The following is a 25,870-nucleotide window of genomic DNA, read 5'->3' as shown; positions in this document are numbered from 1 at the left end:
GAAGGTCGGCTTTTTACGCTATGTGTCGTTACTCAACAGACTGCGGACGGGTAGCCGGTGCTGTCGCCTGATGCGTTGCACTGTGGCCACCGGCAGAGCCTTTACCGTCAAAGTTGAACGCAGGGCGGACCCAGTCACTGTGACGCGGCGCTTCCGGCACATATTCCGGCGCTGGTGCGCGAGTCATCGGGGCTGTCGCAACGTGAGCAGGGGCCGGCGCTGTGATTACCGGCTCGGCTTTCACTTCTGGCTCTTCTGCTTTCGCGGCTTCACGCACTGGTTCGACGTCAATTTCAACGTCCTGAACCACGTCTTCAGTCACGGTTTCGACAACCACGTCCGGGGTCTCTTCTACCGCTGCTGCTGGCTGAACCTCAGCAACAACGTCTTCAGCGACCACGGTGTCTTCTTCAGCAATAAGCTGCGGTGCGGCGTCAACCGGCGCGGCAATCACTTCAGGGTGCGTGGTTTCAACGTCTACTGCATGAGGCGCTTCTGACTCAACGGCCTGTGGCTCAACCACGATAGCGGCTTCATTTACCGCTTCTTCAGTTGCGGCTACCGGGGCAATCACCTCTTCGGTGACAGCCTGTTCTTCCACAACCTGCTCCTGACGAGCAACCGGGTAGCGGATCCAGACTTTACCGGATGCCATTTCAGGAGACGCGCACGCCACGGTTAATGGCATTGGCGACTGTGTCGGGTAACGCTCATCGCGATAACGACGACGACGTTGACCGCTGACGCGCAGGTGACGCGGAGAGCGGCGTGAACGACGTGGCATACCCGCGTTATCACGGCCTTCACCGTTATCGTCTTGCTCAGAGTTGCTTTCGACGACGGCCGGCAGATCCACTTTCGCCAGTTGAGTGCCTGGTGCAGTGTCACTTGCTTCTGCAGGGATGATGACGGTCTCTTCCACCGGCAGGGCGCCTACACGCACTTTCTGTGACAGCTGGCGCTGCTTACGACGCGGCATAACCTGAGTACGTTCTTCCTGCTCGCTTTCCTGTTGTTCAACAGGCTCTTCGCGGTTCAGGTTTTTGACTTCCTGCTGCGCCTGGCGCTTCTCGTCGTTACGACGACGGCTACGCTCACGGCGTGGCTGCTGCTCGTCGCGCTGTTTGCTCTTCTCAGACTCATCGCCCGCCTGCTGGCGAATTTCACGATCTTCAACATTCTGCGGTTGCTTCTCGCGACGGTTGCGACGGTTGTCTTCGCGTTGCTCACGACCCTCATTATTGTCCGAACGGTTGTCACGGCGTTCGTTACGGTCATTACGATCACGGCGGTTGTTCTGACGTTTACGACGGTCCTGCTGACGTTCAGGTTTCGCTTCTTTCGGTGCTTCTTTCGGTTGCTCAGGCTGCTGGACTTCTTCGCCTGCAAACATCTTCTTCAGCGCACCGAAGAGGCGGCTCAGCAGACCCGGTTGTTCTGGCTGGGCTTTGACCGCAACGGCTTCTGGTTTTTGCGCAACCGGTTTGGTCACAGGTTTTTCCAGCGCCGTTTCTGGCGGAGCTTCAGGCATGATGAAGGTCGCTAAGGCTGGCTGCTCTGGCAGTTTGCGCTCGGCAGGTTCTTCATCGGAAGGCAGCGCCATCTCTTCTTCATGCAGCTTAGGCAGCAGATAGCTGAGCGTGCTGGTCTCTTCACCCTTACGGACACGCAGCACGTGGTAGTGCGGGGTTTCCATCTGATCGTTAGGCACGATGATGCAGCGAACATCGCCCTGGCGTGATTCAATTGCGCTGACGGCCGCACGTTTTTCGTTCAGCAGGTAGGACGCAATTGGCACAGGAACAATGGCATGAACCTCTTTGGTGTTCTCTTTCAGCGCTTCTTCTTCAATCAGACGCAGAATAGAGAGGGACAGAGATTCGTTATCACGAACCGTACCGGTACCGGAGCAGCGCGGACAGACGTGATGGCTGGATTCACCGAGTGAAGGGCTCAGACGCTGACGGGACATCTCCAGCAAGCCGAAGCGTGAGATATGGCTAATCTGGATACGAGCACGATCCTGACGTACCGCTTCGCGCAGACGGTTTTCAACCGCACGCTGGTGGCGAACAGGGGTCATGTCGATAAAGTCGATAACAATCAGACCACCCAGGTCACGCAGGCGGAGCTGGCGGGCGATTTCATCAGCGGCTTCAAGGTTGGTGTTGAAGGCGGTCTCTTCGATATCACCGCCGCGCGTAGCACGTGCGGAGTTGATGTCGATGGCGGTCAGCGCTTCGGTCGTATCAATAACGATAGAACCACCGGATGGCAGACGCACTTCACGCTGGAAAGCGGATTCAATCTGCGATTCGATCTGATAATGGCTGAACAGCGGGATTTCACCGGTGTACAGTTTGATTTTGCTGGTGAAATCCGGACGACCCAGCGCAGCAATGTGCTGGCGCGCCAGCTCAAGCACTTTCGGGTTATCGATCAGAATCTCACCGATGTCCTGACGCAGGTAGTCACGGAAGGCACGCACAATCACGTTGCTTTCCTGGTGAATCAGGAACGGCGCTGCGCGGCTTTCTGCCGCTTTCTGGATTGCTTCCCAGTGCTTCAGACGGAAGCTTAAGTCCCACTGCAGCGCTTCGGCAGATTTGCCGACGCCTGCGGTACGTACGATAAGCCCCATGCCGTCAGGCAGCTCAAGACTTGCCAGCGCTTCTTTCAGTTCGGTACGGTCATCACCTTCGATACGGCGAGAGATACCACCGGCACGCGGGTTGTTTGGCATCAGAACCAGGTAACTTCCCGCAAGACTGATAAAGGTGGTCAGTGCGGCACCTTTGTTGCCACGCTCTTCTTTATCAATTTGAACAATGACTTCCTGACCTTCACGCAGCACATCTTTGATGTTTGGGCGGCCATGGGAGTTATAGTTTGCAGGGAAATATTCGCGGGCGATTTCTTTCAGAGGGAGGAAACCGTGACGCTCAGCACCGTAATCGACAAATGCAGCTTCAAGGCTTGGTTCAATGCGGGTGATTTTACCTTTGTAAATGTTCGCTTTTTTCTGTTCGTGTCCAGGACTTTCGATATCCAGATCGTACAGGCGCTGCCCATCCACAAGGGCGACACGCAACTCTTCTTGCTGAGTTGCGTTGATTAACATTCTTTTCATCGTAACTTACTCGTTATTCTTACATTGACGACAAAGCTGCGGGCAAGGTGACGCTTTCCGGGGTATGAACCGATGGCCTCGTGTCTATTCACGTCGCCAACCTCACGGTTGTCGCTCGCTTAAGAGGCGCAGAGTGTCGGTTGCCTGTATTTCATACGGAAACACAGCGCAATTATCAGGGGAATTGCCTGGGTAGAACTCTCCAGAGAACAATCCTTATACCGGGAAGTACTGCAACCCGCAGCCCGCTAACTGCCTGAAAGATCAATACGTCTTACGCCATTGCTGCGTGGATGATCGGTCAGACAAAATTGGTCATTCCGTCGAGATCCTTACTTAACCAGGATTTAACACGGAAAACGAGTTCATTATTCCACTGCTCGCCGGGTTATAGCAAGATGACTTTTACCAATTATCACCCGGTTACTCACAGTTTCTTCACTTCAAGGTGGTGATTGGTTTAATAACCACCAAATCGATTGCGTGAAACAGGGGACAGGCCGGATAAAAGTAAATATAAGCATAGAAAAATGAGTGGCGCTAATGGCTGACGATATTTAGAATCGCCAACCATGAAAACAGAGACTCCAGCCGTAAAAATGGTTGCCATCGCGGAAGACGACGCGGGGCAACGTATCGATAACTTTTTGCGCACCCAACTCAAAGGCGTGCCAAAGAGCATGATTTACCGCATCCTGCGCAAGGGTGAAGTGCGGGTTAACAAAAAACGCGTGAAGCCTGAGTACAAACTCGAAGCCGGTGATGAAGTGCGTATCCCGCCGGTCCGTGTTGCGGAACGCGAAGAAGAGGTCGTTTCACCCAGGTTGCAGAAAGTGGCCGCCCTGAGTGACGTTATCCTTTATGAGGATGATCATATCCTGGTGCTGAATAAACCGTCAGGTACCGCTGTCCATGGCGGGAGTGGTCTCAGCTTTGGCGTGATTGAAGGCCTGCGTGCGCTGCGCCCTGAAGCCCGTTTCCTTGAACTGGTTCACCGTCTCGATCGCGATACCTCCGGCGTGCTGCTGGTCGCAAAAAAACGTTCTGCCCTGCGTTCCCTGCATGAGCAGCTGCGTGAAAAAGGGATGCAGAAGGATTATCTGGCGCTGGTTCGCGGCCACTGGCAGTCCCACGTTAAGACGGTGCAGGCACCTTTGCTGAAGAATATTTTGCAAAGCGGTGAGCGCATTGTACGTGTGAATCAGGAAGGGAAGCCGTCTGAGACGCGTTTCAAAGTGGAAGAGCGCTATGCGTTCGCCACGCTGGTGCGCTGCAGCCCGGTAACCGGCCGTACCCACCAGATCCGCGTACATACGCAGTATGCCGGTCATCCGATCGCATTTGATGACCGCTATGGTGACAGGGAGTTTGATAAGCAGCTGGCGGGCACCGGGTTGTCACGCCTGTTCCTGCATGCGGCGGCACTGACGTTCACTCACCCGAATACCGGCGAAACAATTCGCATTGAAGCCCCCCTTGATGAGCAGTTAAAACGCTGCCTGAAGGTGCTGCGCGGCTGATTTGGCTGGCACTTACCGGCCTGAGGTCTCTCAGGCCGGTAAGTGAGGTATCACCCGTAATACTCACATCTTCAGCGGATTACACTCCTCGCGTCTGAGCATCTGGCACAATGCTATCAACGGCAACCCAACCAGCGTGTTTGGGTCACGTCCGTCCAGCTTGTCGAACAGGGCAATCCCCAGACCTTCGCTTTTGAAGCTTCCGGCGCAATTGAGCGGTCGCTCCCGGCGCACATAGTCGGCGATTTCCTGCTCGCTAAGATGGCGAAAATGGACGTCGAAAGGTTCGCATTCGGTTTGCAGGTGACCCGAGGCGGAGTTGTAGAGTGCCAGACCCGTATAAAAGGTGACGATATTGCCTCGCGCTTGCATAAGCTGCTGGCAGGCATTCGCTTCAGTGTGCGGCTTTCCGGTGATAACACCGTCCAGCACACAAACCTGATCGGAGCCTATAATCAAATGCGAAGGGTAGCGTGCGGCAAGTGATTGCGCTTTCTCCTTCGCAAGACGGGTGACCAGGTGACGTGGTGATTCGCCCGGCTGTGGCGTCTCGTCAACCTCCGGCGCCGCGCATTCAAACGGGATCCCGAGCTTTTCCAGCAACATTCGGCGGTAGGGTGAGGTGGAGGCAAGAACGAGATTTGGCATATTTTTATCACCAGATATAGCGTATCGATGCCAGCCATTTTAAACTACAGGCCGCAATGTGTGCGAATAATTGGCAAAAGGCAGCTGTGGTTGCCTTTTTCTTTGACTATATGACGTTACAAAGTTAATATGCGCGCCCTATGCAAAAGGTAAAATTACCCCTGACTCTTGATCCGGTTCGCACGGCTCAAAAACGCCTCGATTACGAAGGTATTTATACTTCCGATCAGGCTGAGCGTGTCGCCGAATCCGTAGTCAGTGTGGACAGTGATGTAGAATGCTCCATGTCGTTCGCTATCGATAACCAGCGTCTCGCCGTTTTAACCGGTGATGCAAAGGTGACGGTAACCCTCGAATGTCAGCGTTGCGGGAAACCGTTTGTACAGCATGTTCACACAACGTATTGTTTCAGTCCGGTCCGTTCTGACGAACAGGCTGAAGCACTCCCGGAAGCGTATGAACCGATTGAAGTTAATGAATTCGGTGAAATCGATCTTCTGGCTCTGGTTGAAGATGAAATCATCCTCTCCTTGCCAGTCGTTCCGGTGCATGAATCTGAACACTGTGAAGTGTCCGAGGCGGACATGGTCTTTGGGGAACTGCCTGATGAAGCGCAAAAACCAAACCCATTTGCCGTATTAGCCAGCTTAAAGCGTAAGTAATTGAGGAGTAAGGTCCATGGCCGTACAACAGAATAAACCAACCCGTTCCAAACGTGGCATGCGTCGTTCCCATGACGCGCTGACTGCAGTTACCAGCCTGTCTGTAGACAAGACTTCTGGTGAGAAACACCTGCGTCACCACATCACCGCTGACGGTTTCTACCGCGGCCGCAAGGTTATCACTAAGTAATCACGCGTCAGCGTGATTAGGCTTAGTGAGGATTTCCCCGTGCAAACGGGGAATTTACCGAACCAGGCTGTGACGATACCTTGACACGTCTAACCCTGGCGTTAGATGTCATGGGAGGGGATTTTGGCCCTTCCGTGACAGTGCCTGCAGCTTTGCAGGCACTGAATTCTAATTCGCAACTCACACTTCTTTTAGTCGGCAATCCCGACACAATCACGCCATTACTTGCAAAAGCTGACTTCGAACAACGTTCGCGTCTGCAGATTATTCCTGCGCAGTCAGTTATTGCCAGTGATGCACGTCCATCGCAGGCGATTCGCAATAGCCGGGGCAGTTCTATGCGAATGGCGCTGGAGCTGGTGAAGGAAGGACGCGCGGAGGCTTGCGTCAGTGCGGGAAATACCGGCGCGCTGATGGGGCTGTCGAAATTGTTGCTCAAACCTATTGAAGGTATTGAGCGTCCGGCGCTGGTGACGGTATTACCGCATCAGCAGAAGGGCAAGACGGTGGTGCTCGATTTGGGTGCTAACGTCGATTGTGATAGTACAATGCTGGCTCAGTTTGCCGTGATGGGGTCGGTGCTGGCAGAAGAAGTTGTCGGGATAAACAATCCCCGTGTTGCGTTATTGAACATCGGTGAAGAAGAGACCAAAGGCCTGGACAGTATTCGCGAAGCTGCCGAATTGCTCAAACAGGTTCCCTCCATCAACTATATTGGTTATCTCGAAGCCAATGAGTTGCTGACGGGGAAAACGGATGTTCTGGTGTGTGATGGCTTCACCGGGAACGTAACGTTGAAGACCATGGAAGGGGTCGTGCGAATGTTTCTCTCACTGCTTAAATCGCAGGGAGAAGGCAAAAAAAGCGCCTGGTGGTTGATTTTATTAAAGCGTTGGTTACAAAAAAGCCTGACGCGGCGATTCAGTCACCTCAACCCCGACCAGTATAATGGCGCCTGTCTGTTAGGATTGCGCGGCATCGTGATTAAGAGTCATGGTGCCGCCAATCAGCGAGCATTTACTGTCGCCATTGAACAGGCAGTGCAGGCGGTGCAGCGACAAGTCCCTCAGCGGATTGCCGCTCGCCTGGAATCTGTATTAGCTAAAAGTGACTGAGCGTACATGTATACGAAGATTTTAGGTACCGGCAGCTACCTGCCAAAACACGTGCGTACCAACGCCGATCTTGAAAAAATGGTAGATACGTCTGACGAGTGGATTGTCACGCGCACAGGTATCCGTGAACGTCGTATTGCCGCGCCAGACGAAACCGTTTCGACCATGGGTTACGAAGCCGCGCAGCGTGCTATCGAAATGGCGGGCATTGATAAAGATCAGATTGGCTTGATCGTGGTTGCCACGACCTCTGCCACGCATGCCTTCCCAAGCGCAGCGTGCCAGGTGCAAAACATGCTCGGCATTAAAGGCTGCCCGGCATTTGACGTTGCTGCAGCGTGTGCAGGGTTCACCTATGCGCTGAGCGTTGCCGATCAGTATGTTAAATCCGGTGCCGTGAAATATGCGCTGGTCATCGGTGCTGACGTGCTGGCACGTACCTGCGATCCAACCGATCGCGGGACGATCATTATTTTTGGTGATGGTGCGGGCGCGGTACTGCTCGGTCAGTCCGAAGAGCCGGGCATCATCTCTACGCATCTGCATGCCGATGGCAGCTATGGAGAATTACTGACCCTGCCTAACGCCGATCGCGTTAATCCGGATAACGCTATTTACCTGACGATGGCAGGTAATGAGGTGTTCAAGGTGGCGGTGACTGAGCTTGCGCACATTGTCGATGAAACGCTGGAAGCGAATAACCTTGACCGCTCCGCACTCGACTGGCTGGTGCCGCATCAGGCGAACCTGCGCATCATCAGCGCGACCGCTAAAAAGCTGGGCATGTCGATGGATAACGTTGTGGTGACGCTGGATCGTCACGGCAATACCTCTGCGGCGTCAGTACCGTGCGCATTTGATGAAGCGGTACGTGACGGACGAATCAAACGGGGCCAGTTGGTCTTGCTTGAAGCCTTTGGTGGCGGGTTCACCTGGGGTTCCGCGCTGGTTCGTTTCTAGTATAAGGATTAAATAATGACGCAATTTGCTTTTGTGTTCCCGGGCCAGGGTTCTCAGGCCGTTGGGATGTTGTCTGAAATGGCAGCAAAGTATCCGGTTATCGAAGAGACTTTCCGTGAAGCTTCCGCTGCGCTGGGTTATGATTTGTGGGCGCTGACTCAACAGGGACCGGCCGAAGAGCTGAACAAAACCTGGCAGACTCAGCCAGCGCTGTTGACGGCGTCCGTTGCGCTGTGGCGTGTCTGGCAGCAGCAGGGCGGTAAAGCGCCAGCGCTGCTCGCGGGCCATAGCCTGGGTGAATACTCTGCGCTGGTGTGTGCCGGTGTTATCGCGTTTGCTGACGCGGTGCGTCTGGTTGAACTGCGCGGTAAGTTCATGCAGGAAGCAGTACCTGAAGGCACCGGTGGCATGTCTGCTATCATCGGCCTCGATGATGCTGCGATTGCAAAAGCGTGTGAAGAATCCGCTGAAGGTCAGGTGGTGTCTCCCGTTAACTTCAACTCGCCAGGCCAGGTGGTTATCGCCGGTCATAAAGACGCGGTTGAACGTGCTGGTGCAGCCTGTAAAGCTGCAGGCGCGAAACGCGCTCTGCCGCTGCCCGTCAGCGTACCGTCCCACTGCGCACTGATGAAACCTGCTGCCGATAAACTGGCCGTTGAGCTTGAAAAAATTACTTTTAACACACCGACAATCTCCGTTGTGAACAACGTCGATGTGAAATGCGAAACCTCGCCGGACGCTATCCGTGATGCGCTGGTTCGCCAGCTCTACAGCCCGGTACAGTGGACCAAAACCGTTGAGTTTATGGCCTCTCAGGGCGTTGAGCATCTGTATGAAGTCGGCCCAGGTAAAGTCCTCACCGGTCTGACAAAACGTATTGTTGACACCCTGACTGCTTCGGCAATTAACGAGCCGGACGCGATGTCAGCGGCACTCTCGCAATAAAAGAGGAATACCATGAGTTTTGAAGGAAAAATTGCCCTGGTCACTGGCGCAAGCCGCGGTATCGGGCGTGCAATTGCTGAAACACTGGTTGCGCGCGGCGCGAAAGTGATTGGTACAGCAACCAGCGAGAATGGCGCTAAGGCCATCAGCGAGTATCTGGGTGCGAACGGTAAAGGTCTGGTTCTGAATGTGACCGAACCTGCATCTATCGAATCTGTTCTGGAAAATATTCGCGCAGAATTTGGCGAAGTGGATATTCTGGTAAATAATGCCGGGATCACTCGTGATAACCTGTTAATGCGAATGAAAGACGACGAGTGGAACGATATCATCGAAACCAACCTGTCATCTGTATTCCGTCTGTCAAAAGCGGTAATGCGCGCTATGATGAAAAAGCGTCATGGTCGTATTATCACTGTCGGTTCTGTGGTTGGTACCATGGGAAATGCTGGTCAGGCTAACTACGCTGCGGCGAAAGCAGGTCTGATCGGTTTCAGTAAGTCGCTGGCACGTGAAGTTGCGTCCCGCGGTATTACTGTAAACGTTGTTGCTCCGGGCTTTATTGAAACGGACATGACGCGTGCGCTAACTGATGAGCAGCGTGCGGGTACGCTGGCAGCTGTTCCAGCGGGCCGCTTAGGCGACCCTAAAGAAATTGCCAGCGCGGTTGCATTTTTAGCCTCTGACGAAGCGGGTTACATCACTGGTGAGACCCTCCACGTCAACGGCGGGATGTACATGGTTTAATCACGATGAAAAATATTTGCGTTATTAGGGCGAATGGCCTCAAAATAACGTAAAATCGTGGTAAGAACTGCCGGGATTTAGTTGCAAATTTTTCAACATTTTATACACTACGAAAACCATCGCGAAAGCGAGTTTTGATAGGAAATTTAAGAGTATGAGCACTATCGAAGAACGCGTTAAGAAAATTATCGGCGAACAGCTGGGCGTTAAGCAGGAAGAAGTTGTGAACTCCGCTTCCTTCGTTGAAGACCTGGGCGCAGATTCTCTTGACACCGTTGAGCTGGTAATGGCTCTGGAAGAAGAGTTTGATACTGAGATTCCGGACGAAGAAGCTGAGAAGATCACCACCGTTCAGGCTGCCATTGATTACATCAACGGTCACCAGGCGTAAGTGAACATCTCCAGGCGGTCATTCGACCGCCTGAGTTTTATCTTTTTTGTCCCACGAATCCCTTTTTTATCCCTCCCTGGAGGACAAACGTGTCTAAGCGTCGTGTAGTTGTGACCGGACTTGGCATGTTGTCTCCTGTCGGCAATACCGTAGAGTCCACCTGGAAAGCTCTCCTTGCCGGTCAGAGCGGCATCAGCCTAATCGACCATTTCGATACTAGCGCCTATGCAACGAAATTTGCTGGCTTAGTAAAGGATTTTAACTGTGAAGAGATCATCTCGCGCAAAGAACAGCGCAAGATGGATGCCTTCATTCAATATGGAATTGTCGCTGGCGTTCAGGCCATGCAGGATTCTGGCCTTGAAATTACGGAAGAGAACGCAACCCGTATCGGTGCCGCTATCGGTTCCGGGATTGGCGGTCTGGGTCTGATCGAGGAAAACCATACATCTCTGATGAATGGCGGCCCGCGAAAAATCAGCCCGTTCTTCGTTCCGTCCACGATTGTTAATATGGTGGCAGGTCATCTGACCATCATGTTCGGCCTGCGTGGGCCAAGCATTTCTATCGCTACCGCATGTACCTCTGGCGTGCATAACATCGGCCAGGCCGCGCGCATGATTGCGTACGGCGATGCAGATGCTATGGTTGCGGGCGGTGCGGAAAAAGCCAGTACTCCGCTGGGAGTGGGTGGCTTTGGTGCAGCGCGTGCGCTGTCTACCCGCAACGATAACCCGCAGGCGGCAAGCCGTCCGTGGGACAAAGACCGTGATGGTTTCGTGCTGGGTGACGGTGCGGGTATGATCGTACTTGAAGAGTACGAACATGCTAAAAAACGTGGCGCGAAGATTTATGCTGAAGTTGTCGGCTTCGGGATGAGCAGCGATGCATACCACATGACGTCACCACCAGAAAATGGTGCGGGCGCCGCGCAGGCAATGGCCAACGCGATTCGCGACGCGGGTCTTACCCCGGAGCACATCGGTTACGTTAACGCGCACGGTACTTCTACGCCTGCAGGCGATAAAGCAGAAGCTCAGGCTGTTAAGTCTATCTTCGGCGAATACGCCAGCCGCGTGCTGGTGAGCTCCACGAAATCCATGACCGGTCACCTGTTGGGTGCGGCGGGTGCAGTAGAGTCTATCTACTCTATCCTTGCGCTGCGCGATCAGGCTGTTCCGCCAACCATCAACCTGGATAATCCGGATGAAGGTTGTGACCTGGACTTCGTTCCTCACGAAGCGCGTCAGGTAAGTGGTATGGAGTACACCCTGTGTAACTCCTTCGGCTTTGGTGGTACTAACGGTTCACTGATCTTCAAAAAGATCTGAGCCTGACTGCATCATGGCGATTAAAAAAGGTCCGCTTGTCGGGCCTTTTTTATTAAGCCTAATCTTCTTGTCGGCTGCATGGCATCCTGCCAGACTAAATGCCCACGCATAAGGAGCCACCATGTTTTTAATCAATGGCCTTGAGCAAAACACGCTGCCTGCTGGTGACAGGGCAACTCAGTTTGGTGATGGCTGCTTTACGACAGCGCGCATTCTCGACGGCAATGTCTGCCTGCTCGAGGCGCACCTTCGTCGTCTTCAGCAGGGTTGTGAAGCCTTGATGATCCCCTTCACGCACTGGGACACATTGCGTCAGGAGATGTGCCAGCTGGCTGCCGGGAAGCAAAGCAGTGTTCTGAAGGTGATTATCAGCCGCGGCAGCGGTGGCCGGGGATACAGCGGTACAGCTTGCCAGCACCCAACGCGGATCCTTGCAGTGTCTGCCTGTCCTGCTCATTATCTGCGCTGGCGTGAAGAGGGCGTTACGCTGACGCTCAGCCCGGTACGTCTGGGGCGAAACCCCATGCTTGCCGGTATAAAACACCTCAACCGCCTTGAACAGGTACTGATTCGCACTCATCTTGAACAGACGGACGCTGATGAGGCGCTGGTTCTTGACAGCGAAGGGTTTATTACGGAATGCTGTGCGGCTAATTTACTCTGGCGGCAGGGGAGCGATGTTTATACGCCGTCGCTCGAGCAGGCCGGCGTCAACGGGATTATGCGTCAGTTTTGTTTGCAGCAGCTGGCACACTCTGGCTTTCGCGTTGTCGAAGTGAGCGCGAGAGAAGAGGCGCTGCACCAGGCTGATGAAATTATCATCTGTAATGCGCTGATGCCGGTTGTACCCGTCCGCGCGTATGGTCAATACAGCTTGTCCTCGCGCGAGCTGTTTCAGTTTTTAGCCCCGATATGTGAGCAAACCCGATAGTCATGAAGAAAATGTTGCGCTTTGTCCTCCTCCTTATCGTTGCGCTGGGTGTTGCCGGCGGAGCGGGAGTGTGGAAAGTTCGTCAGCTGGCGAACAGTAAGATCCTGATTAAAGACGAGACGATTTTTACCCTGAAAGCGGGGACGGGCCGCCTGGCGCTTGGCGAACAGCTTTATGGCGACAAGATCATTAACCGTCCGCGCGTGTTTCAGTGGCTGTTACGTATCGAGCCTGAACTGTCTCATTTCAAAGCCGGTACCTATCGCTTTACGCCGGGGATGACCGTCAAAGAGATGCTTCAGCTGCTGGAAAGCGGTAAAGAAGCGCAGTTCCCGCTGCGTTTTGTTGAGGGGATGCGCCTGAGCGATTATCTCGAGCAGCTGCGCGATGCTCCGTACATTAAGCATACCCTGAAAGATGACCGCTATCAGACGGTGGCCGAGGTACTGAAATTTGAACACCCTGAGTGGGTGGAAGGCTGGTTCTGGCCAGACACCTGGATGTACACCGCAGGCACGACCGATGTGGCTATCCTCAAGCGGGCGCATAAAAAGATGGTTGCAGCCGTCGATTCCGCCTGGGAAGGGCGCATGGACGGTCTGCCATACAGAGATCAAAACCAGTTTGTCACGATGGCCTCAATTATTGAGAAAGAGACGGCCGTCGCCGCCGAACGCGATCAGGTGGCATCGGTCTTCATTAACCGCCTGCGTATCGGCATGCGTCTGCAAACGGACCCCACCGTCATCTACGGAATGGGCGAGAGTTATACCGGTAAGATTTCAAGAAAAGATCTGGAGACGCCAACGGCGTATAATACCTACGTGATTAGCGGTCTGCCGCCGGGCCCGATTGCCACGCCGAGCGAGGCTTCCCTGCGTGCGGCTGCGCATCCTGCTAAAACACCGTATCTCTATTTTGTGGCTGATGGAAAAGGGGGGCATACCTTTAACACCAACCTTGCCAGCCATAATCGCTCCGTTCAGGACTATCTGAAGGCACTTAAGGAAAAAAATGCGCAGTAAATACATTGTCATTGAGGGACTCGAAGGGGCGGGTAAAACCACGGCCCGCAACGTGGTGGTGGATACGCTCAAATCGCTTGGCGTTGCGGACATGGTATTTACCCGCGAGCCCGGCGGTACGCAACTGGCCGAAAAGCTGCGAAGCCTGGTGCTGGATATCAAATCCGTAGGTGACGAGGTCATCACAGATAAAGCCGAAGTATTGATGTTCTACGCGGCGCGCGTGCAGCTGGTGGAGACGGTCATTAAACCGGCCCTGGCTAATGGCAAGTGGGTAATTGGCGATCGTCACGATCTGTCGACCCAGGCTTATCAGGGCGGTGGACGTGGTATCGACCAGACGATGCTGGCCACGCTGCGCGATGCGGTGCTGGGTGATTTTCGCCCTGACCTGACGCTCTATCTGGATGTGACGCCGGAAGTGGGTCTCAAGCGCGCGCGTGCTCGCGGTGAGCTGGACCGCATTGAGCAGGAGTCTCTTGATTTCTTTAACCGTACCCGCGCGCGCTATCTGGAACTGGCGGATCAGGATGGCAGTATTCGCACCATTGATGCGACGCAATCCCTGGAAGAGGTCACCCGCGCAATTCAGAAGACGGTTACGCAGTGGCTACAGGAGCAACAGGCATGAAATGGTACCCATGGTTGCGCCCGCATTTTGAAAAGCTGATCGAAAGCTATCAGGCTGGTCGGGGGCATCATGCGTTACTGATTCAGGCACTGCCGGGAATGGGGGATGATGCATTGATTTACGCCATCACCCGCTTCCTGATGTGTCAGCAGCCGGAAGGGCACAAAAGCTGTGGTAAATGCCGTGGCTGCCAGTTAATGCAGGCGGGCACGCACCCTGACTATTACACGCTCGAGCCTGAGAAGGGCAAAAGCGCGCTCGGTATTGATGCCGTGCGTGAAGTCAGTGAAAAATTGTACGAACATGCGCGGCTCAGCGGCGCAAAAGTCGTCTGGCTCAAAGACGCAGCACAGCTTACCGAGGCGGCGGCGAATGCACTGCTTAAAACGCTGGAAGAACCGCCGGAGAAAACGTGGTTCCTTCTCTCCTGTCGTGACCCGGGGCGTTTGCTGGCAACGCTGCGCAGCCGTTGTCGTCTTCATCACCTCGCGGTGCCTCAGGAATCATGGGCGCTGAGCTGGCTTGAGCGAGAGGTGACAACGTCACAGGAAGGGGCGCTCTCTGCGTTGCGCCTGAGCAGCGGCGCGCCCGCGGCGGCGCTGGCATTACTGCAGCCAGAGGTCTGGTCACAGCGAGACGCGCTCTGCCGGGCCGTTGAGTCTTCCATCACCAGCCGCGACTGGCTAAGTTTATTGCCTGTGCTTAACGGCGAGCAGGCCGCGGAACGTCTGCACTGGCTGGCTTCCTTACTTCTGGATGCGCTCAAACTCCAGCAAGGAGCAACGCTACTGACCAACCCGGATGTCTGGCCGCTGGTTAACACGCTGGCGAACAGCCTGTCAGGCGCATCATTACACGCTATCCTTCACGATATCTGTCAGAGTCGTGAACAACTTTTAACAGTGACCGGTCTTAATCGCGAGCTTTTACTGACCGACCAGTTGCTGCGTATCGAACATTACCTGCAACCAGGCGTGACACCGCCTGTTTCCCATCTCTGAGAGAGACATTATGTTTTTAGTCGACTCACACTGCCATCTTGATGGCCTGGATTATCAATCCCTGCATAAAAACGTGGACGACGTGCTGGCCAAAGCCGCTGCCCGTGATGTGAAGTTTTGCCTTGCCGTGGCGACAACGTTACCGGGGTATCGCGGCATGCGTGAGCTGGTGGGCGAGCGCGAGAACGTTGTTTTCTCCTGTGGCGTGCATCCGCTCAATCAGGATGAAGAGTATGACGTTGAGGAACTTCGCCGGCTGGCCGCAGAAGAGGGCGTCGTGGCGATGGGGGAGACCGGGCTGGATTACTACTACACGCCGGAAACGAAACCGCGCCAGCAAGCGTCCTTCCGCCATCATATTCGCATTGGTCGCGAGCTCAACAAGCCGGTGATTGTCCATACCCGTGATGCGCGCGCCGATACGCTGGCGATCCTGAAGGAAGAAAAGGTGACGGATTGCGGTGGCGTACTACACTGTTTCACAGAAGACAGAGAAACAGCGGGTAAACTGCTTGATTTAGGGTTTTATATCTCGTTTTCGGGGATCGTGACGTTCCGTAACGCTGAGCAACTCCGCGAAGCTGCGCGCTATGTTCCGCTCGATCGCATCCTCGTGGAAACAGACTCTCCGTATCTGGCACCGGTGCCGCATCGCGGTAAAGAAAATCAGCCAGCCATGACGAGAGACGTAGCCGAGTACATGGCCGTGCTTAAAGGCGTCTGCATTGAAGAGCTGGCCCGCGTCACGACGGAAAACTTCTCTACGCTGTTCCATATCGACCCCGCCCGCCTGCAATCTGTTTGATACGCCTGTTTTTTTTAGGCTCGTAATTAATACATAAAACGAGTAAAGTTCACCGCCTCATTTGGGGTGGTGAAGGTGTATTTAGACACATCCAGAAACGCTTTTTGTAAATAACTGAAAGTTTTTCGACCGTCTTAAGCTGAAACGTGATAGCCGTCAAACAAACTCAGAGGGAATTATTTTACTCTGTGTAATAAATAAAGGGCGCTTAGATGTCCTGTCCACGGCACGGTACTCCCCCCGGGCCAATGCGTGAAAGCGTAAAAAAAGCACAAATACTCAGGAGCACTCTCAATTATGTTTAAGAATGCATTTGCTAACCTGCAAAAGGTCGGTAAATCGCTGATGCTGCCAGTATCCGTACTGCCTATCGCAGGTATCCTGCTGGGTGTCGGTTCTGCTAACTTCAGCTGGCTGCCAGCCGTAGTTTCCCACGTGATGGCCGAAGCAGGCGGTTCCGTCTTTGCTAACATGCCTCTGATCTTCGCTATAGGTGTGGCGCTGGGCTTCACCAATAACGACGGCGTTTCTGCGCTGGCTGCAGTTGTTGCCTACGGCATCATGGTGAAAACCATGGCAGTGGTTGCGCCACTGGTTCTGCATTTACCGGCAGAAGAGATCGCTGCGAAACACCTGGCAGACACCGGTGTTCTGGGCGGTATCATCTCCGGTGCGATTGCAGCGTACATGTTCAACCGCTTCTATCGCATCAAGCTGCCTGAGTATCTGGGCTTCTTCGCGGGCAAGCGTTTTGTTCCGATTATTTCTGGTCTGGCAGCGATTTTCACTGGCGTGATCCTGTCCTTCATCTGGCCACCAATCGGTTCCGCTATCCAGACCTTCTCTCAGTGGGCTGCTTATCAGAACCCGGTTGTGGCGTTTGGTATCTACGGCTTCATCGAGCGTTGCCTGGTACCATTTGGTCTGCACCACATCTGGAACGTTCCATTCCAGATGCAGATTGGTGAATTCACCAACGCAGCAGGTCAGGTATTCCACGGTGATATCCCACGTTACATGGCGGGTGACCCAACTGCAGGTAAACTGTCTGGTGGCTTCCTGTTCAAAATGTACGGTCTGCCGGCAGCGGCAATTGCTATCTGGCACTCTGCTAAACCAGAGAACCGTGCAAAAGTGGGCGGTATCATGATCTCCGCAGCGTTGACCTCGTTCCTGACCGGTATCACCGAGCCGATCGAGTTCTCCTTCATGTTCGTTGCGCCGATCCTGTACATCATTCACGCGGTTCTGGCGGGTCTGGCGTTCCCAATCTGTATCCTGCTGGGTATGCGTGACGGTACGTCCTTCTCTCACGGCCTGATCGACTTCATCGTTCTGTCCGGTAACAGCAGCAAACTGTGGCTGTTCCCAATCGTTGGTGCGTGCTATGCCGTTGTTTACTACACCATCTTCCGCGTGCTGATCAAAGCACTGGACCTGAAAACACCAGGTCGTGAAGATGCGTCAGAAGACAGCAAAGCCACCGCGACAAGCGAAATGGCTCCGGCTCTGGTTGCCGCATTCGGCGGGAAAGAGAACATCACTAACCTGGACGCGTGCATTACTCGTCTGCGTGTTAGCGTTGCCGACGTCGCGAAAGTAGACCAGCCGGGTCTGAAAAAACTGGGTGCAGCAGGGGTTGTTGTTGCTGGTTCGGGCGTTCAGGCAATCTTCGGGACTAAATCCGATAACCTGAAAACCGAAATGGATGAGTACATCCGCAACAGCTAAGCTGTGACCTGGGGAGACTAAGGCAGCCGAATGGCTGCCTTTTTTATGGGTAGAAACTTAAAAAGAGTAATTCGCGCTGACGGAGACGTTCAGCGGCGCGCCATAGACAACGTATGACCCGACGTAGTCGTAGTATTTTTTATCAAACAGGTTGTTAACGTTGGCCTGCAAGGCCAGGTCCCTGGTGACCTGATAACGGCTGAAGAGATTCACCAGCGCATAGCTGCCCTGTTCTGCACGGGACTGGCCTGCCGGGCCACCCTCTACATCCGTCCACACTTTATTCTGCCAGTTCACCCCGCCGCCCACCGCCAGTTCCGGCAGCATAGGCAATTGATAACGGGTAAACAGCTTCATGGTCGTGCGTGGCTGATCGGAACTGATGGCATTCCCGCGCTTATCTTCTGCAATAAACCGTGTCGCCCCGAAGGTTAACTGCCAGTTGTCGGTCAGTGCACCGTTTAGCTCAAATTCAATCCCTTTGCTGACCACGCCATCCAGTGATTCATAAATAGATTCACCGCTCGGCATATAGGTGTAGGTATTGCTCGCCACGTTATCCTGTTCAATACGGAAAACGGCCAGTGAGGTGGTCAGGCGGGTGTTGAACCAGTCCGCTTTCACCCCCGCTTCGTAGCTTTTCCCGGTCGTAGGGTCGAGGTAACGGCCGCTCGCGTCACGCTTGTCCTGTGGCTGGAAAATAGAGGTGTAGCTGACATAGGTCGACCAGTCTTCATTGATGTCATAAACCAGTCCTGCATAAGGCGTTACGTCATCTTTGGAACTTTCCAGACGGGTATCCGGGGAGCCTGCCGGGTTGTAACGAATGTTATAGTTGGTGTAACGCGCGCCAAGGATCAGGTGCAGCGGGTCGGCCAGCGAGAATCGGGCCGAGGTATACGCCGATGACTGGCGAATGTCGTCCTGGCTATAGAGCTTCCACGGTGTCCACTGCGGGTCGGCGATTTTGCCATTCCAGTTTTTAAAATTACCCACATCCACCATACCGTATAACGCATCCGGCATGCTGTTATCGTAATGGTTACGCTGGCGGCTGAAGCTCCCGCCAAACATCATCTCATGCTGACGACCAAAAAGGCTGAAATCGCCACGCAGGAAGGCGTCGATGGCATCCTGCTTCCGTTCACCGCGGTTCCAGCCGCCGTAGCCGACCATGCCCACCCCGGTCTCTTTATCCGGATAGCCTGACATATACATCAGTTTGCTGTCGAAATGGGTTTCCGCATGCATGCCGTTGATGTGCGCTTCCCAGCCGTTGTCAAAACGTTGGGTCAGGTTGGCAAAGATACGGGTGTTGTCTTTATCCGAGTAAGCCCAGTCAGGCGCAACGGTCTGGCTGCGGTTGTAATGGGTTTTGCTTCCGTCGCTATACCAGGTTGGCAGCCCGCCCCAGGTGGGATCGGCGGTGTGACTTTCCTGGTATTCATAGCCTACGGAGAGGGTTGTGCTGTCGGTGACGTCGGCATCCACCACGCCATAGAGGAATTTTTTACGGTAGTGGTAGTTATCCACAGCGCTGTCGTTGTCCTGGTAACCGGTGATCAGACGACCGCGCACATTGCCAGACTCTACCAGCGGGGCCTGTAAATCCAGCACATAGCGCTGCTTGTCCCAGCTGCCGTAGCTGGCGGAGACGTTCCCTTTGAATACGTTACTGTCTGCGTGCTTGCGCACCATATTGACGTAGGCGGATGGGTTACCGGTGCCGGACATCAGCCCGGTAGCGCCGCGAACCACCTCTATACGGTCATAAATGGCGGTGTCGGCGGCGGTGTCGCCGAAGTTCCATACTTCGCTGATGGAGGTCGGCAGGTCATCGAACGCATAGTTACTGACGAAAAATCCGCGCGAGTAAAATACGGTGCGGTCGCTGTCCTGTACCTGGGCCGTTACGCCGGTGGTGTTGGTTAACACCTGGCCAACTGACTGCAGGTTCTGATCTGCCATGCGCTGCTGGCTAATCACGCTGACGGACTGGGGGATATCGCGGGGAACAAGTAACAGTTTGGTCCCGGTGGTGGTGGTTTTTACGCTGTAGTCCTGATCCTGTCCGCTGGAGGGATCCTGTGCGTTATCAAAGCCACCCTCCACAACTACCGTATCTTCGGTCGTGGAGGCGGCAAAACTGACGGTTGGCATCAATGCCATAGCAATACAGGCTGCCAGCAACGAAGGTGTTGCGACAGGCTGGCGTTGCCCATCCCTGGTATGAGTAATGAAAGACATCATCAAACCCTTAATGAATGGTGAAGGTGGTCTGCATCAGTCCCGCGTGTGCGGGCTAATGTCGTTTTCTATGTTGAAAATGCGCATGAAAATGCAAATGCGAAATATACGCATTGAGATTAACGGTGTAAACAGATGTGTCAAAAGGAACTGAAATAATGTTTCAGGCGATCGCGACGCGTCAGCGCTCACTCTCCAGGCAGCTGGAGGACATTCAGGAAAGAAATTGGTGGAGAAGGTTGAAAGGACAGGAGAATCTCGCTCATACTCTTGTGTTGTGTCACACAGTAATACTGAGAATGTGTTAATGGCGGCGCACTACGCCAGATTAAACAAAAAAGGAAAAGGTCATGGCTGAAGAAACGATTTTTAGTAAAATTATCCGCCGCGAAATCCCTTCGGATATCGTTTATCAGGATGAGCTGGTGACGGCTTTCCGGGACATTTCTCCTCAGGCTCCGACACATATCCTTATTATTCCTAATATTCTGATTCCGACCGTAAACGACGTAAAAACCGAGCATGAAGTAGCGTTAGGTCGTATGCTGACAGTGGCCGCAAAAATTGCTGAGCAGGAAGGGATTGCTGAAGACGGTTACCGTCTCATCATGAACTGTAATCGCCACGGTGGTCAGGAAGTTTATCATATTCACATGCATCTGCTGGGTGGACGTCCTCTGGGGCCGATGCTGGCACATAAAGGTCTTTGACATGCTTAAAGGGCGTATTGCAGCGCTGGTAATGACGATGTTGATCGTAGGGTGCAGCACGCGTCCGGCGATCCCCGTCAGCGATGAACAGACGCTGGTGATGGAATCCTCCGTACTTGCTGCGGGCATCACGGCGCAACAACCTGCGTTGTCGATCAGTGAAATCAACTCTTCTGCTTCCTCTACGCTCTTTAATGAAAGACAAGAACCAGTGACGGTGCACTACCGTTTTTTCTGGTATGACGTACGAGGTCTTGAAATGCATCCGCTGGAAGCGCCGCGCAGCGTCACTATTCCGGCAAGATCGTCGGTAACGCTCTATGGCAGCGCCAACTATCTGGGTGCACATAAGGTGAGACTTTATCTTTATTTGTAAGGGGTGAACCTTGATTAAAAATTTGAGCCGTTATGCGCTCGTGACTGCTTTCGCTCTGTTCCTCGCAGGGTGTGTGACCCGAACTGAAGAACCTGCGCCTGTGGAAGAGGCCAAACCGGGTACCGAGCAGCCGACACAGCCAACGCAGCCGCCGCCAACCGTACCGACTGTGCCGTCTATTCCGTCGCAGCCTGGTCCAATTGAACATCCGGATCAGACATCGCAGCCTGCGCCGCGCGTTCGCCATTACGACTGGAACGGTGCGATGCAACCGATGGTCGGCAAAATGCTGCAGGCTCAGGGTGTGACCGCGGGCAGCGTATTGCTGGTTGATAGCGTGAATAACCGTACCAACGGTTCGCTGAACGCGGGCGAAGCGACAGAAACCCTGCGCAATGCCCTGGCTAATAACGGTAAGTTTACGCTGGTCTCGGCACAGCAGCTCGCGGTAGCCAAGCAGCAGTTGGGCCTGTCACCGCAGGACAGCCTCGGTTCACGCAGCAAGGCGATTGGGATTGCCCGTAACGTCGGTGCGCAGTATGTGCTTTACTCCAGTGCCACCGGTAATGTGAACACGCCAGCCCTGCAGATGCAGCTGATGCTGGTTCAGACAGGCGAGATTATCTGGTCAGGTAAAGGTGCCGTTACGCAACTCTGACAGGACGCATGAAGAGATCCTGACGCGTTATTTTCCACAGTATCGCCTTATCGCGCCGCAGGCCCCTTCCGGGCTTGGCGGCGCGAGTTGCATTATAGAGCAGGGCGAGCAACGTCTGGTATTGCGGCAGAATCACGATCCCTCAGCGTCATCATCCCATTTCCGCCGTCAGTTTCGGGCACTGAAACGCCTTCCGGCGGATCTGGTGCCAAAGCCCCGTTTTTACCGCCAGGGCTGGATGGCCGTGGAGTATCTGGCAGGGGAGATCGGCAACACGCTACCGGAAACGGCAGTGCTTGCGGCTATGCTCTGTCATCTGCACCGGCAACCGCGTCTGGGGTGGCGGGTGACGCTGCTGCCGTTGCTTGAACAATACTGGCAGCAGGCTTCAGCCGACAGGCGAACCCCATTCTGGCTGGCACAGCTAAAACGGCTGCGTAAAACGGGCGAACCGCAGCCGCTTCGGCTCTCGCCGCTGCATATGGATGTTCATGCCGGAAATATTGTTCATACGTCCCTCGGTGCGAGGCTTATCGACTGGGAGTATGCCGGTGACGGAGACGTGGCGCTGGAGCTGGCGGCAGTCTGGTCGGAAGATGATGCTGCGCGGCAGCGGCTCATCACCAACTACGCCCGGGTAGCGCACATGAATGTCGGTATCCTGGGGCGTCAGGTGAGGCGCTGGCGACCGTGGGTCATCATGCTGATGGCTGGCTGGTTTGAAATGCGCTTTCAGCAATCCCGAGACAAACAATTTATTGCGCTGGCAGATGATGCCTGGCGTCAGTTACAAACTAAAGGATAAGAGAGGTTGGTGTGGGTCCAGTCATGTTGGATGTAGAAGGGTTTGAACTGGATGCGGAGGAGCGTGAAATACTGGCGCACCCGCTGGTGGGAGGCTTGATCCTGTTCACCCGCAACTATCACGATCCAGCGCAGCTGCGAGAACTGGTGCGCCAGATCCGTGCTGCATCGCGCAATCATCTGGTGGTGGCCGTCGATCAGGAAGGCGGACGCGTACAGCGTTTCCGCGAAGGCTTTACTCGCCTGCCTGCCGCCCAATCTTTTGCGGCATTACTGGGCACGGAAGAGGGTGGCAAACTGGCGCAAGAGGCTGGCTGGCTGATGGCCAGCGAGATAATTGCCATGGATATCGACATCAGTTTTGCGCCGGTTCTGGACGTGGGGCATATCAGCGCCGCCATTGGCGAACGCTCATACCATGAAGATCCGCGTATTGCGCTGGCGATAGCGAGCTGTTTCATTGACGGTATGCACGACGCGGGAATGAAAACCACCGGGAAACATTTCCCGGGACACGGTGCGGTGACCGCCGACTCGCACAAAGAGACGCCGCGCGATCCGCGTCCGGAAGCTGACATTCGTGCCAAAGATATGTCGGTTTTCCGCTCCCTGATTACCGATAACAAGCTGGACGCTATCATGCCAGCGCACGTGATTTACAGCGACGTCGACCCGCGTCCTGCAAGCGGGTCCGCGCACTGGCTGAAAACCGTTTTGCGTCAGGAGCTGGGGTTTAATGGCGTGATTTTCTCAGACGATTTGTCGATGGAAGGGGCGGCGATTATGGGCAGCTACGCGGAGCGCGGTCAGGCGTCGCTGGACGCAGGTTGCGATATGATCCTCGTCTGCAATAATCGTAAAGGTGCCGTCAGCGTGCTGGATAACCTGTCGCCGATCAATGCACAGCGTGTTACACAATTGTATCATAAAGGTTCATTTAGCCGTCAGGAGCTGATGGACTCGGCGCGCTGGAAGACGGTCAACGCGCAGCTTGAAGCCCTGAATGAACGCTGGCAGGCACATAAAGCCAGCCTGTAAATCCTCCCGGAAGGCGTAGCGTGGTGAGAAGACAATGATCATCTATTTACACGGTTTTGACTCAAACAGTCCTGGTAATCATGAGAAGGTCCTGCAGCTGCAGTTTATCGATCCGGATGTCCGGCTGATCAGTTACAGCACACGCCATCCAAAGCATGACATGCAGCACCTGCTCAAAGAGGTGGACAAGATGTTGCAGCTCAACATCGATGACCGTCCGCTGATTTGTGGCGTGGGATTAGGTGGCTACTGGGCAGAGCGGATTGGATTCCTGTGCGATATCCGCCAGGTGGTGTTCAATCCTAATCTTTTCCCGAATGAGAACATGGAAGGCAAAATTGACCGCCCTGAAGAGTATGTCGATATTGCCACCAAGTGCGTCAGTAATTTTCGGGAGAAAAACCGCGACCGTTGTCTGGTGATCTTGTCGCGTAATGATGAAGCCCTTAACAGCCACCGGGCGGCTGAGCTGCTGCATCATTACTATGAAATTGTCTGGGATGAAGAACAGACCCACAAATTCAAGAACATCTCCCCGCATTTGCAGCGGATTAAAGCCTTCAAAACCCTGGGCTAAGCCACTGCGTACGTCCTGCCAGGCCCGGCCGCGAAAGCGCGCCGGGCTTTCTTTTTGTCCAGAATTGTCTACTTTTAAGCCATCAAAACTTGATGCATATCAATTTTGGTATGACCAATGCGCCTGACGTGATATTCTCAATGCACCTGAATGGTTTCAGTGCTGTAACCTGTTGTTAATTAAGGGTTATTTTTATAACTTTTAATTAACAATTGGTTAATAATTTGAGGGGGTCACGTTGACTACGCCATTGAAAAAGATAGTGATTGTCGGCGGTGGTGCTGGCGGGCTGGAGCTGGCTACACAGTTAGGCAAGAAGCTCGGTCGCGGCAAAAAAGCCAAAATTACGCTGGTGGATCGTAACCACAGCCATCTGTGGAAACCGCTGTTGCACGAAGTGGCGACCGGTTCACTGGATGAGGGCGTGGACGCGCTGAGCTATCTGGCACATGCGCGCAATCACCATTTCCAGTTCCAGCTGGGCTCCGTGGTGGATATCAATCGTGAGAGCAAAACCATTACCCTGGCAGAGCTGCGCGATGAAAAAGGGGAACTGCTGGTTCCTGAGCGCAAACTGCCGTATGACACGCTGGTCATGGCGCTGGGCAGTACCTCCAATGACTTCAACACACCAGGTGTAAAAGAGCACTGTATCTTCCTCGATAACCCACATCAGGCACGTCGTTTCCACCAGGAAATGCTGAACCTGTTCCTGAAGTACACCAGCAATATGGGTGCGAACGGGAAGGTTAATATCGCGATTGTTGGTGGGGGTGCGACGGGCGTCGAGCTTTCTGCTGAGCTGCACAACGCGGTGAAACAGCTGCACAGCTACGGCTATAAAGGCTTAACCAATGACGCGCTGAACGTGACGCTGGTTGAAGCGGGTGAACGTATCCTGCCGGCGCTGCCTCCGCGCATTTCCGGTGCGGCGCATAATGAACTGACCAAGCTGGGCGTGCGGGTTCTGACCCAAACCATGGTAACCAGCGCGGACGGCGGCGGCCTGCATACCAAAGATGGCGAGTACATCAAAGCAGACCTGATGGTCTGGGCTGCTGGCATCAAAGCACCTGATTTTATGAAAGAGATTGGCGGGCTGGAAACGAACCGTATTAACCAGCTGGTGACCGAGCCGACCCTGCAAACCACACTCGATCCGGACATTTTCGCCATCGGCGACTGTGCTTCCTGCGCGCGTCCGGAGGGCGGTTTTGTGCCTCCGCGTGCTCAGGCAGCGCACCAGATGGCAAGCCTGGTACTGCACAATATTCTGGCGCAGTACAAAGGTAAGCCGATGAAAGCCTATGTCTATAAAGACCATGGTTCTCTGGTATCGCTCTCGAACTTCTCTACCGTCGGCAGCCTGATGGGTAACCTGATGCGCGGCTCTATGATGGTGGAAGGGCGTATTGCACGCTTTGTCTATATCTCGCTCTATCGTATGCACCAGATTGCCCTGCACGGTTACTTCAAAACCGGGCTGATGATGCTGGTGGGACGAATCAACCGCGTTATTCGACCACGCCTGAAGCTGCACTAATATTCTCTCCCTCCGGGGCCTCCGGAGGGAATTTTTAGCATATCATGCTGCTCATCGTACATTGAGTGCTTAAGAGTTCTCCTAAACACGATATATCTCTCCTCCACGTCCACTTTTTGATCCTTTGTCTTATTGGCGAAGCGCGACCTGCATT

At 54.1% G+C, this 25,870-nt stretch carries 25 protein-coding genes; 22 read left to right on the top strand and 3 right to left on the bottom strand.

Annotated elements, in window-relative coordinates:
- Positions 1–28 precede the first annotated feature (28 nt).
- Entirely contained in the window at positions 29–3,130 is a 3,102-nt protein-coding gene (rne, locus tag AM410_RS21890; RefSeq protein WP_073395905.1) for a ribonuclease E, read from the bottom strand.
- 572 nt (positions 3,131–3,702) lie between these two features.
- Here rne and rluC point away from each other — a divergent pair.
- Positions 3,703–4,650 carry a 23S rRNA pseudouridine(955/2504/2580) synthase RluC gene (gene rluC, locus AM410_RS21880; protein WP_073395907.1) on the top strand — a complete coding sequence of 316 codons (948 nt, stop codon included), beginning with the start codon at positions 3,703–3,705 and terminating at the stop codon, positions 4,648–4,650.
- 63 nt (positions 4,651–4,713) lie between these two features.
- Here the strand turns inward: rluC and AM410_RS21875 are convergent, their stop codons facing one another.
- Complete coding sequence (locus AM410_RS21875; protein WP_032677877.1) at positions 4,714–5,298, bottom strand: Maf family protein; 585 nt, start codon at positions 5,296–5,298, stop codon at positions 4,714–4,716.
- Positions 5,299–5,438: 140 nt separating this feature from the next.
- On the opposite strand from AM410_RS21875, the gene yceD reads away from it, so the two are divergent.
- The 14 genes from yceD to ptsG all read left to right on the top strand — a co-directional run bounded on the left by yceD (position 5,439) and on the right by ptsG (position 17,763).
- Entirely contained in the window at positions 5,439–5,960 is a 522-nt protein-coding gene (gene yceD, locus AM410_RS21870) for a 23S rRNA accumulation protein YceD (RefSeq protein WP_014169570.1), read from the top strand.
- Positions 5,961–5,976: 16 nt separating this feature from the next.
- A complete protein-coding gene (gene rpmF, locus AM410_RS21865) occupies positions 5,977–6,150 on the top strand; it encodes a 50S ribosomal protein L32 (RefSeq protein ID WP_003857964.1) in 174 nt (57 codons plus the stop codon).
- An 80-nt stretch (positions 6,151–6,230) separates the two neighbouring features.
- Complete coding sequence (gene plsX, locus AM410_RS21860) at positions 6,231–7,265, top strand: phosphate acyltransferase PlsX (RefSeq protein WP_014169571.1); 1,035 nt, start codon at positions 6,231–6,233, stop codon at positions 7,263–7,265.
- Positions 7,266–7,271: 6 nt separating this feature from the next.
- A complete protein-coding gene (locus AM410_RS21855) occupies positions 7,272–8,225 on the top strand; it encodes a beta-ketoacyl-ACP synthase III (protein ID WP_014169572.1) in 954 nt (317 codons plus the stop codon).
- A 15-nt stretch (positions 8,226–8,240) separates the two neighbouring features.
- A complete protein-coding gene (fabD, locus tag AM410_RS21850) occupies positions 8,241–9,170 on the top strand; it encodes an ACP S-malonyltransferase (protein ID WP_014169574.1) in 930 nt (309 codons plus the stop codon).
- 12 nt (positions 9,171–9,182) lie between these two features.
- Entirely contained in the window at positions 9,183–9,917 is a 735-nt protein-coding gene (gene fabG / locus AM410_RS21845; protein ID WP_014169575.1) for a 3-oxoacyl-ACP reductase FabG, read from the top strand.
- Positions 9,918–10,071: 154 nt separating this feature from the next.
- Positions 10,072–10,308, top strand: a complete 237-nt coding sequence (gene acpP / locus AM410_RS21840; protein WP_003857954.1) for an acyl carrier protein — start codon at positions 10,072–10,074, stop codon at positions 10,306–10,308.
- A gap of 89 nt (positions 10,309–10,397) precedes the next feature.
- Positions 10,398–11,639 carry a beta-ketoacyl-ACP synthase II gene (fabF, locus tag AM410_RS21835; RefSeq protein ID WP_014169576.1) on the top strand — a complete coding sequence of 414 codons (1,242 nt, stop codon included), beginning with the start codon at positions 10,398–10,400 and terminating at the stop codon, positions 11,637–11,639.
- A 121-nt stretch (positions 11,640–11,760) separates the two neighbouring features.
- Complete coding sequence (gene pabC, locus AM410_RS21830) at positions 11,761–12,570, top strand: aminodeoxychorismate lyase (protein ID WP_073395908.1); 810 nt, start codon at positions 11,761–11,763, stop codon at positions 12,568–12,570.
- Between the two features lie 2 nt (positions 12,571–12,572).
- The gene (gene yceG / locus AM410_RS21825; protein ID WP_040017143.1) at positions 12,573–13,595 is read left to right on the top strand and encodes a cell division protein YceG; all 1,023 of its coding nucleotides are present in this window, start codon (positions 12,573–12,575) and stop codon (positions 13,593–13,595) included.
- Positions 13,585–14,226, top strand: coding sequence for a dTMP kinase (tmk, locus tag AM410_RS21820; protein ID WP_014169579.1), 642 nt, complete (start codon positions 13,585–13,587; stop codon positions 14,224–14,226). The genes yceG and tmk overlap by 11 nt, the downstream gene beginning before the upstream one ends.
- Positions 14,223–15,227, top strand: a complete 1,005-nt coding sequence (gene holB, locus AM410_RS21815) for a DNA polymerase III subunit delta' (RefSeq protein WP_047744340.1) — start codon at positions 14,223–14,225, stop codon at positions 15,225–15,227. Before tmk ends, holB begins: the two co-directional genes overlap by 4 nt.
- Before the next feature lie 10 nt (positions 15,228–15,237).
- Positions 15,238–16,032: a metal-dependent hydrolase gene (locus AM410_RS21810; RefSeq protein ID WP_073395910.1), complete on the top strand. Its 795-nt coding sequence runs from the start codon at positions 15,238–15,240 to the stop codon at positions 16,030–16,032.
- Between the two features lie 297 nt (positions 16,033–16,329).
- The gene (ptsG, locus tag AM410_RS21805; protein WP_014169582.1) at positions 16,330–17,763 is read left to right on the top strand and encodes a PTS glucose transporter subunit IIBC; all 1,434 of its coding nucleotides are present in this window, start codon (positions 16,330–16,332) and stop codon (positions 17,761–17,763) included.
- Positions 17,764–17,820: 57 nt separating this feature from the next.
- Here the strand turns inward: ptsG and fhuE are convergent, their stop codons facing one another.
- On the bottom strand, positions 17,821–20,010 hold the full coding sequence (fhuE, locus tag AM410_RS21800) for a ferric-rhodotorulic acid/ferric-coprogen receptor FhuE (protein WP_073395911.1): 2,190 nt from the start codon (positions 20,008–20,010) through the stop codon (positions 17,821–17,823).
- 350 nt (positions 20,011–20,360) lie between these two features.
- On the opposite strand from fhuE, the gene hinT reads away from it, so the two are divergent.
- From hinT to AM410_RS21765, 7 genes are all read left to right on the top strand, one after another.
- Positions 20,361–20,720 carry a purine nucleoside phosphoramidase gene (gene hinT, locus AM410_RS21795; RefSeq protein ID WP_006809243.1) on the top strand — a complete coding sequence of 120 codons (360 nt, stop codon included), beginning with the start codon at positions 20,361–20,363 and terminating at the stop codon, positions 20,718–20,720.
- Between the two features lies 1 nt (position 20,721).
- Positions 20,722–21,096 carry a YcfL family protein gene (locus AM410_RS21790; RefSeq protein WP_014169585.1) on the top strand — a complete coding sequence of 125 codons (375 nt, stop codon included), beginning with the start codon at positions 20,722–20,724 and terminating at the stop codon, positions 21,094–21,096.
- Positions 21,097–21,106: 10 nt separating this feature from the next.
- Positions 21,107–21,754, top strand: coding sequence for a penicillin-binding protein activator LpoB (gene lpoB, locus AM410_RS21785; RefSeq protein WP_014169586.1), 648 nt, complete (start codon positions 21,107–21,109; stop codon positions 21,752–21,754).
- Positions 21,735–22,559: a thiamine kinase gene (gene thiK, locus AM410_RS21780; RefSeq protein ID WP_073395913.1), complete on the top strand. Its 825-nt coding sequence runs from the start codon at positions 21,735–21,737 to the stop codon at positions 22,557–22,559. The genes lpoB and thiK overlap by 20 nt, the downstream gene beginning before the upstream one ends.
- Before the next feature lie 11 nt (positions 22,560–22,570).
- On the top strand, positions 22,571–23,596 hold the full coding sequence (nagZ, locus tag AM410_RS21775; RefSeq protein ID WP_083599647.1) for a beta-N-acetylhexosaminidase: 1,026 nt from the start codon (positions 22,571–22,573) through the stop codon (positions 23,594–23,596).
- Between the two features lie 34 nt (positions 23,597–23,630).
- On the top strand, positions 23,631–24,173 hold the full coding sequence (ycfP, locus tag AM410_RS21770; protein WP_013097106.1) for an alpha/beta hydrolase YcfP: 543 nt from the start codon (positions 23,631–23,633) through the stop codon (positions 24,171–24,173).
- Between the two features lie 238 nt (positions 24,174–24,411).
- Positions 24,412–25,716, top strand: coding sequence for an NAD(P)/FAD-dependent oxidoreductase (locus AM410_RS21765; protein ID WP_073395916.1), 1,305 nt, complete (start codon positions 24,412–24,414; stop codon positions 25,714–25,716).
- Positions 25,717–25,870: the final 154 nt, after the last annotated feature.

This window comes from Enterobacter cloacae complex sp. FDA-CDC-AR_0164, assembly GCF_003071645.1.
GTDB classification, from domain to species: Bacteria; Pseudomonadota; Gammaproteobacteria; order Enterobacterales; family Enterobacteriaceae; genus Enterobacter; species Enterobacter ludwigii.
The sequence above is the reverse complement of the archived record's forward strand: the minus strand, read 5'-3'. Positions and strand labels throughout refer to the sequence as shown.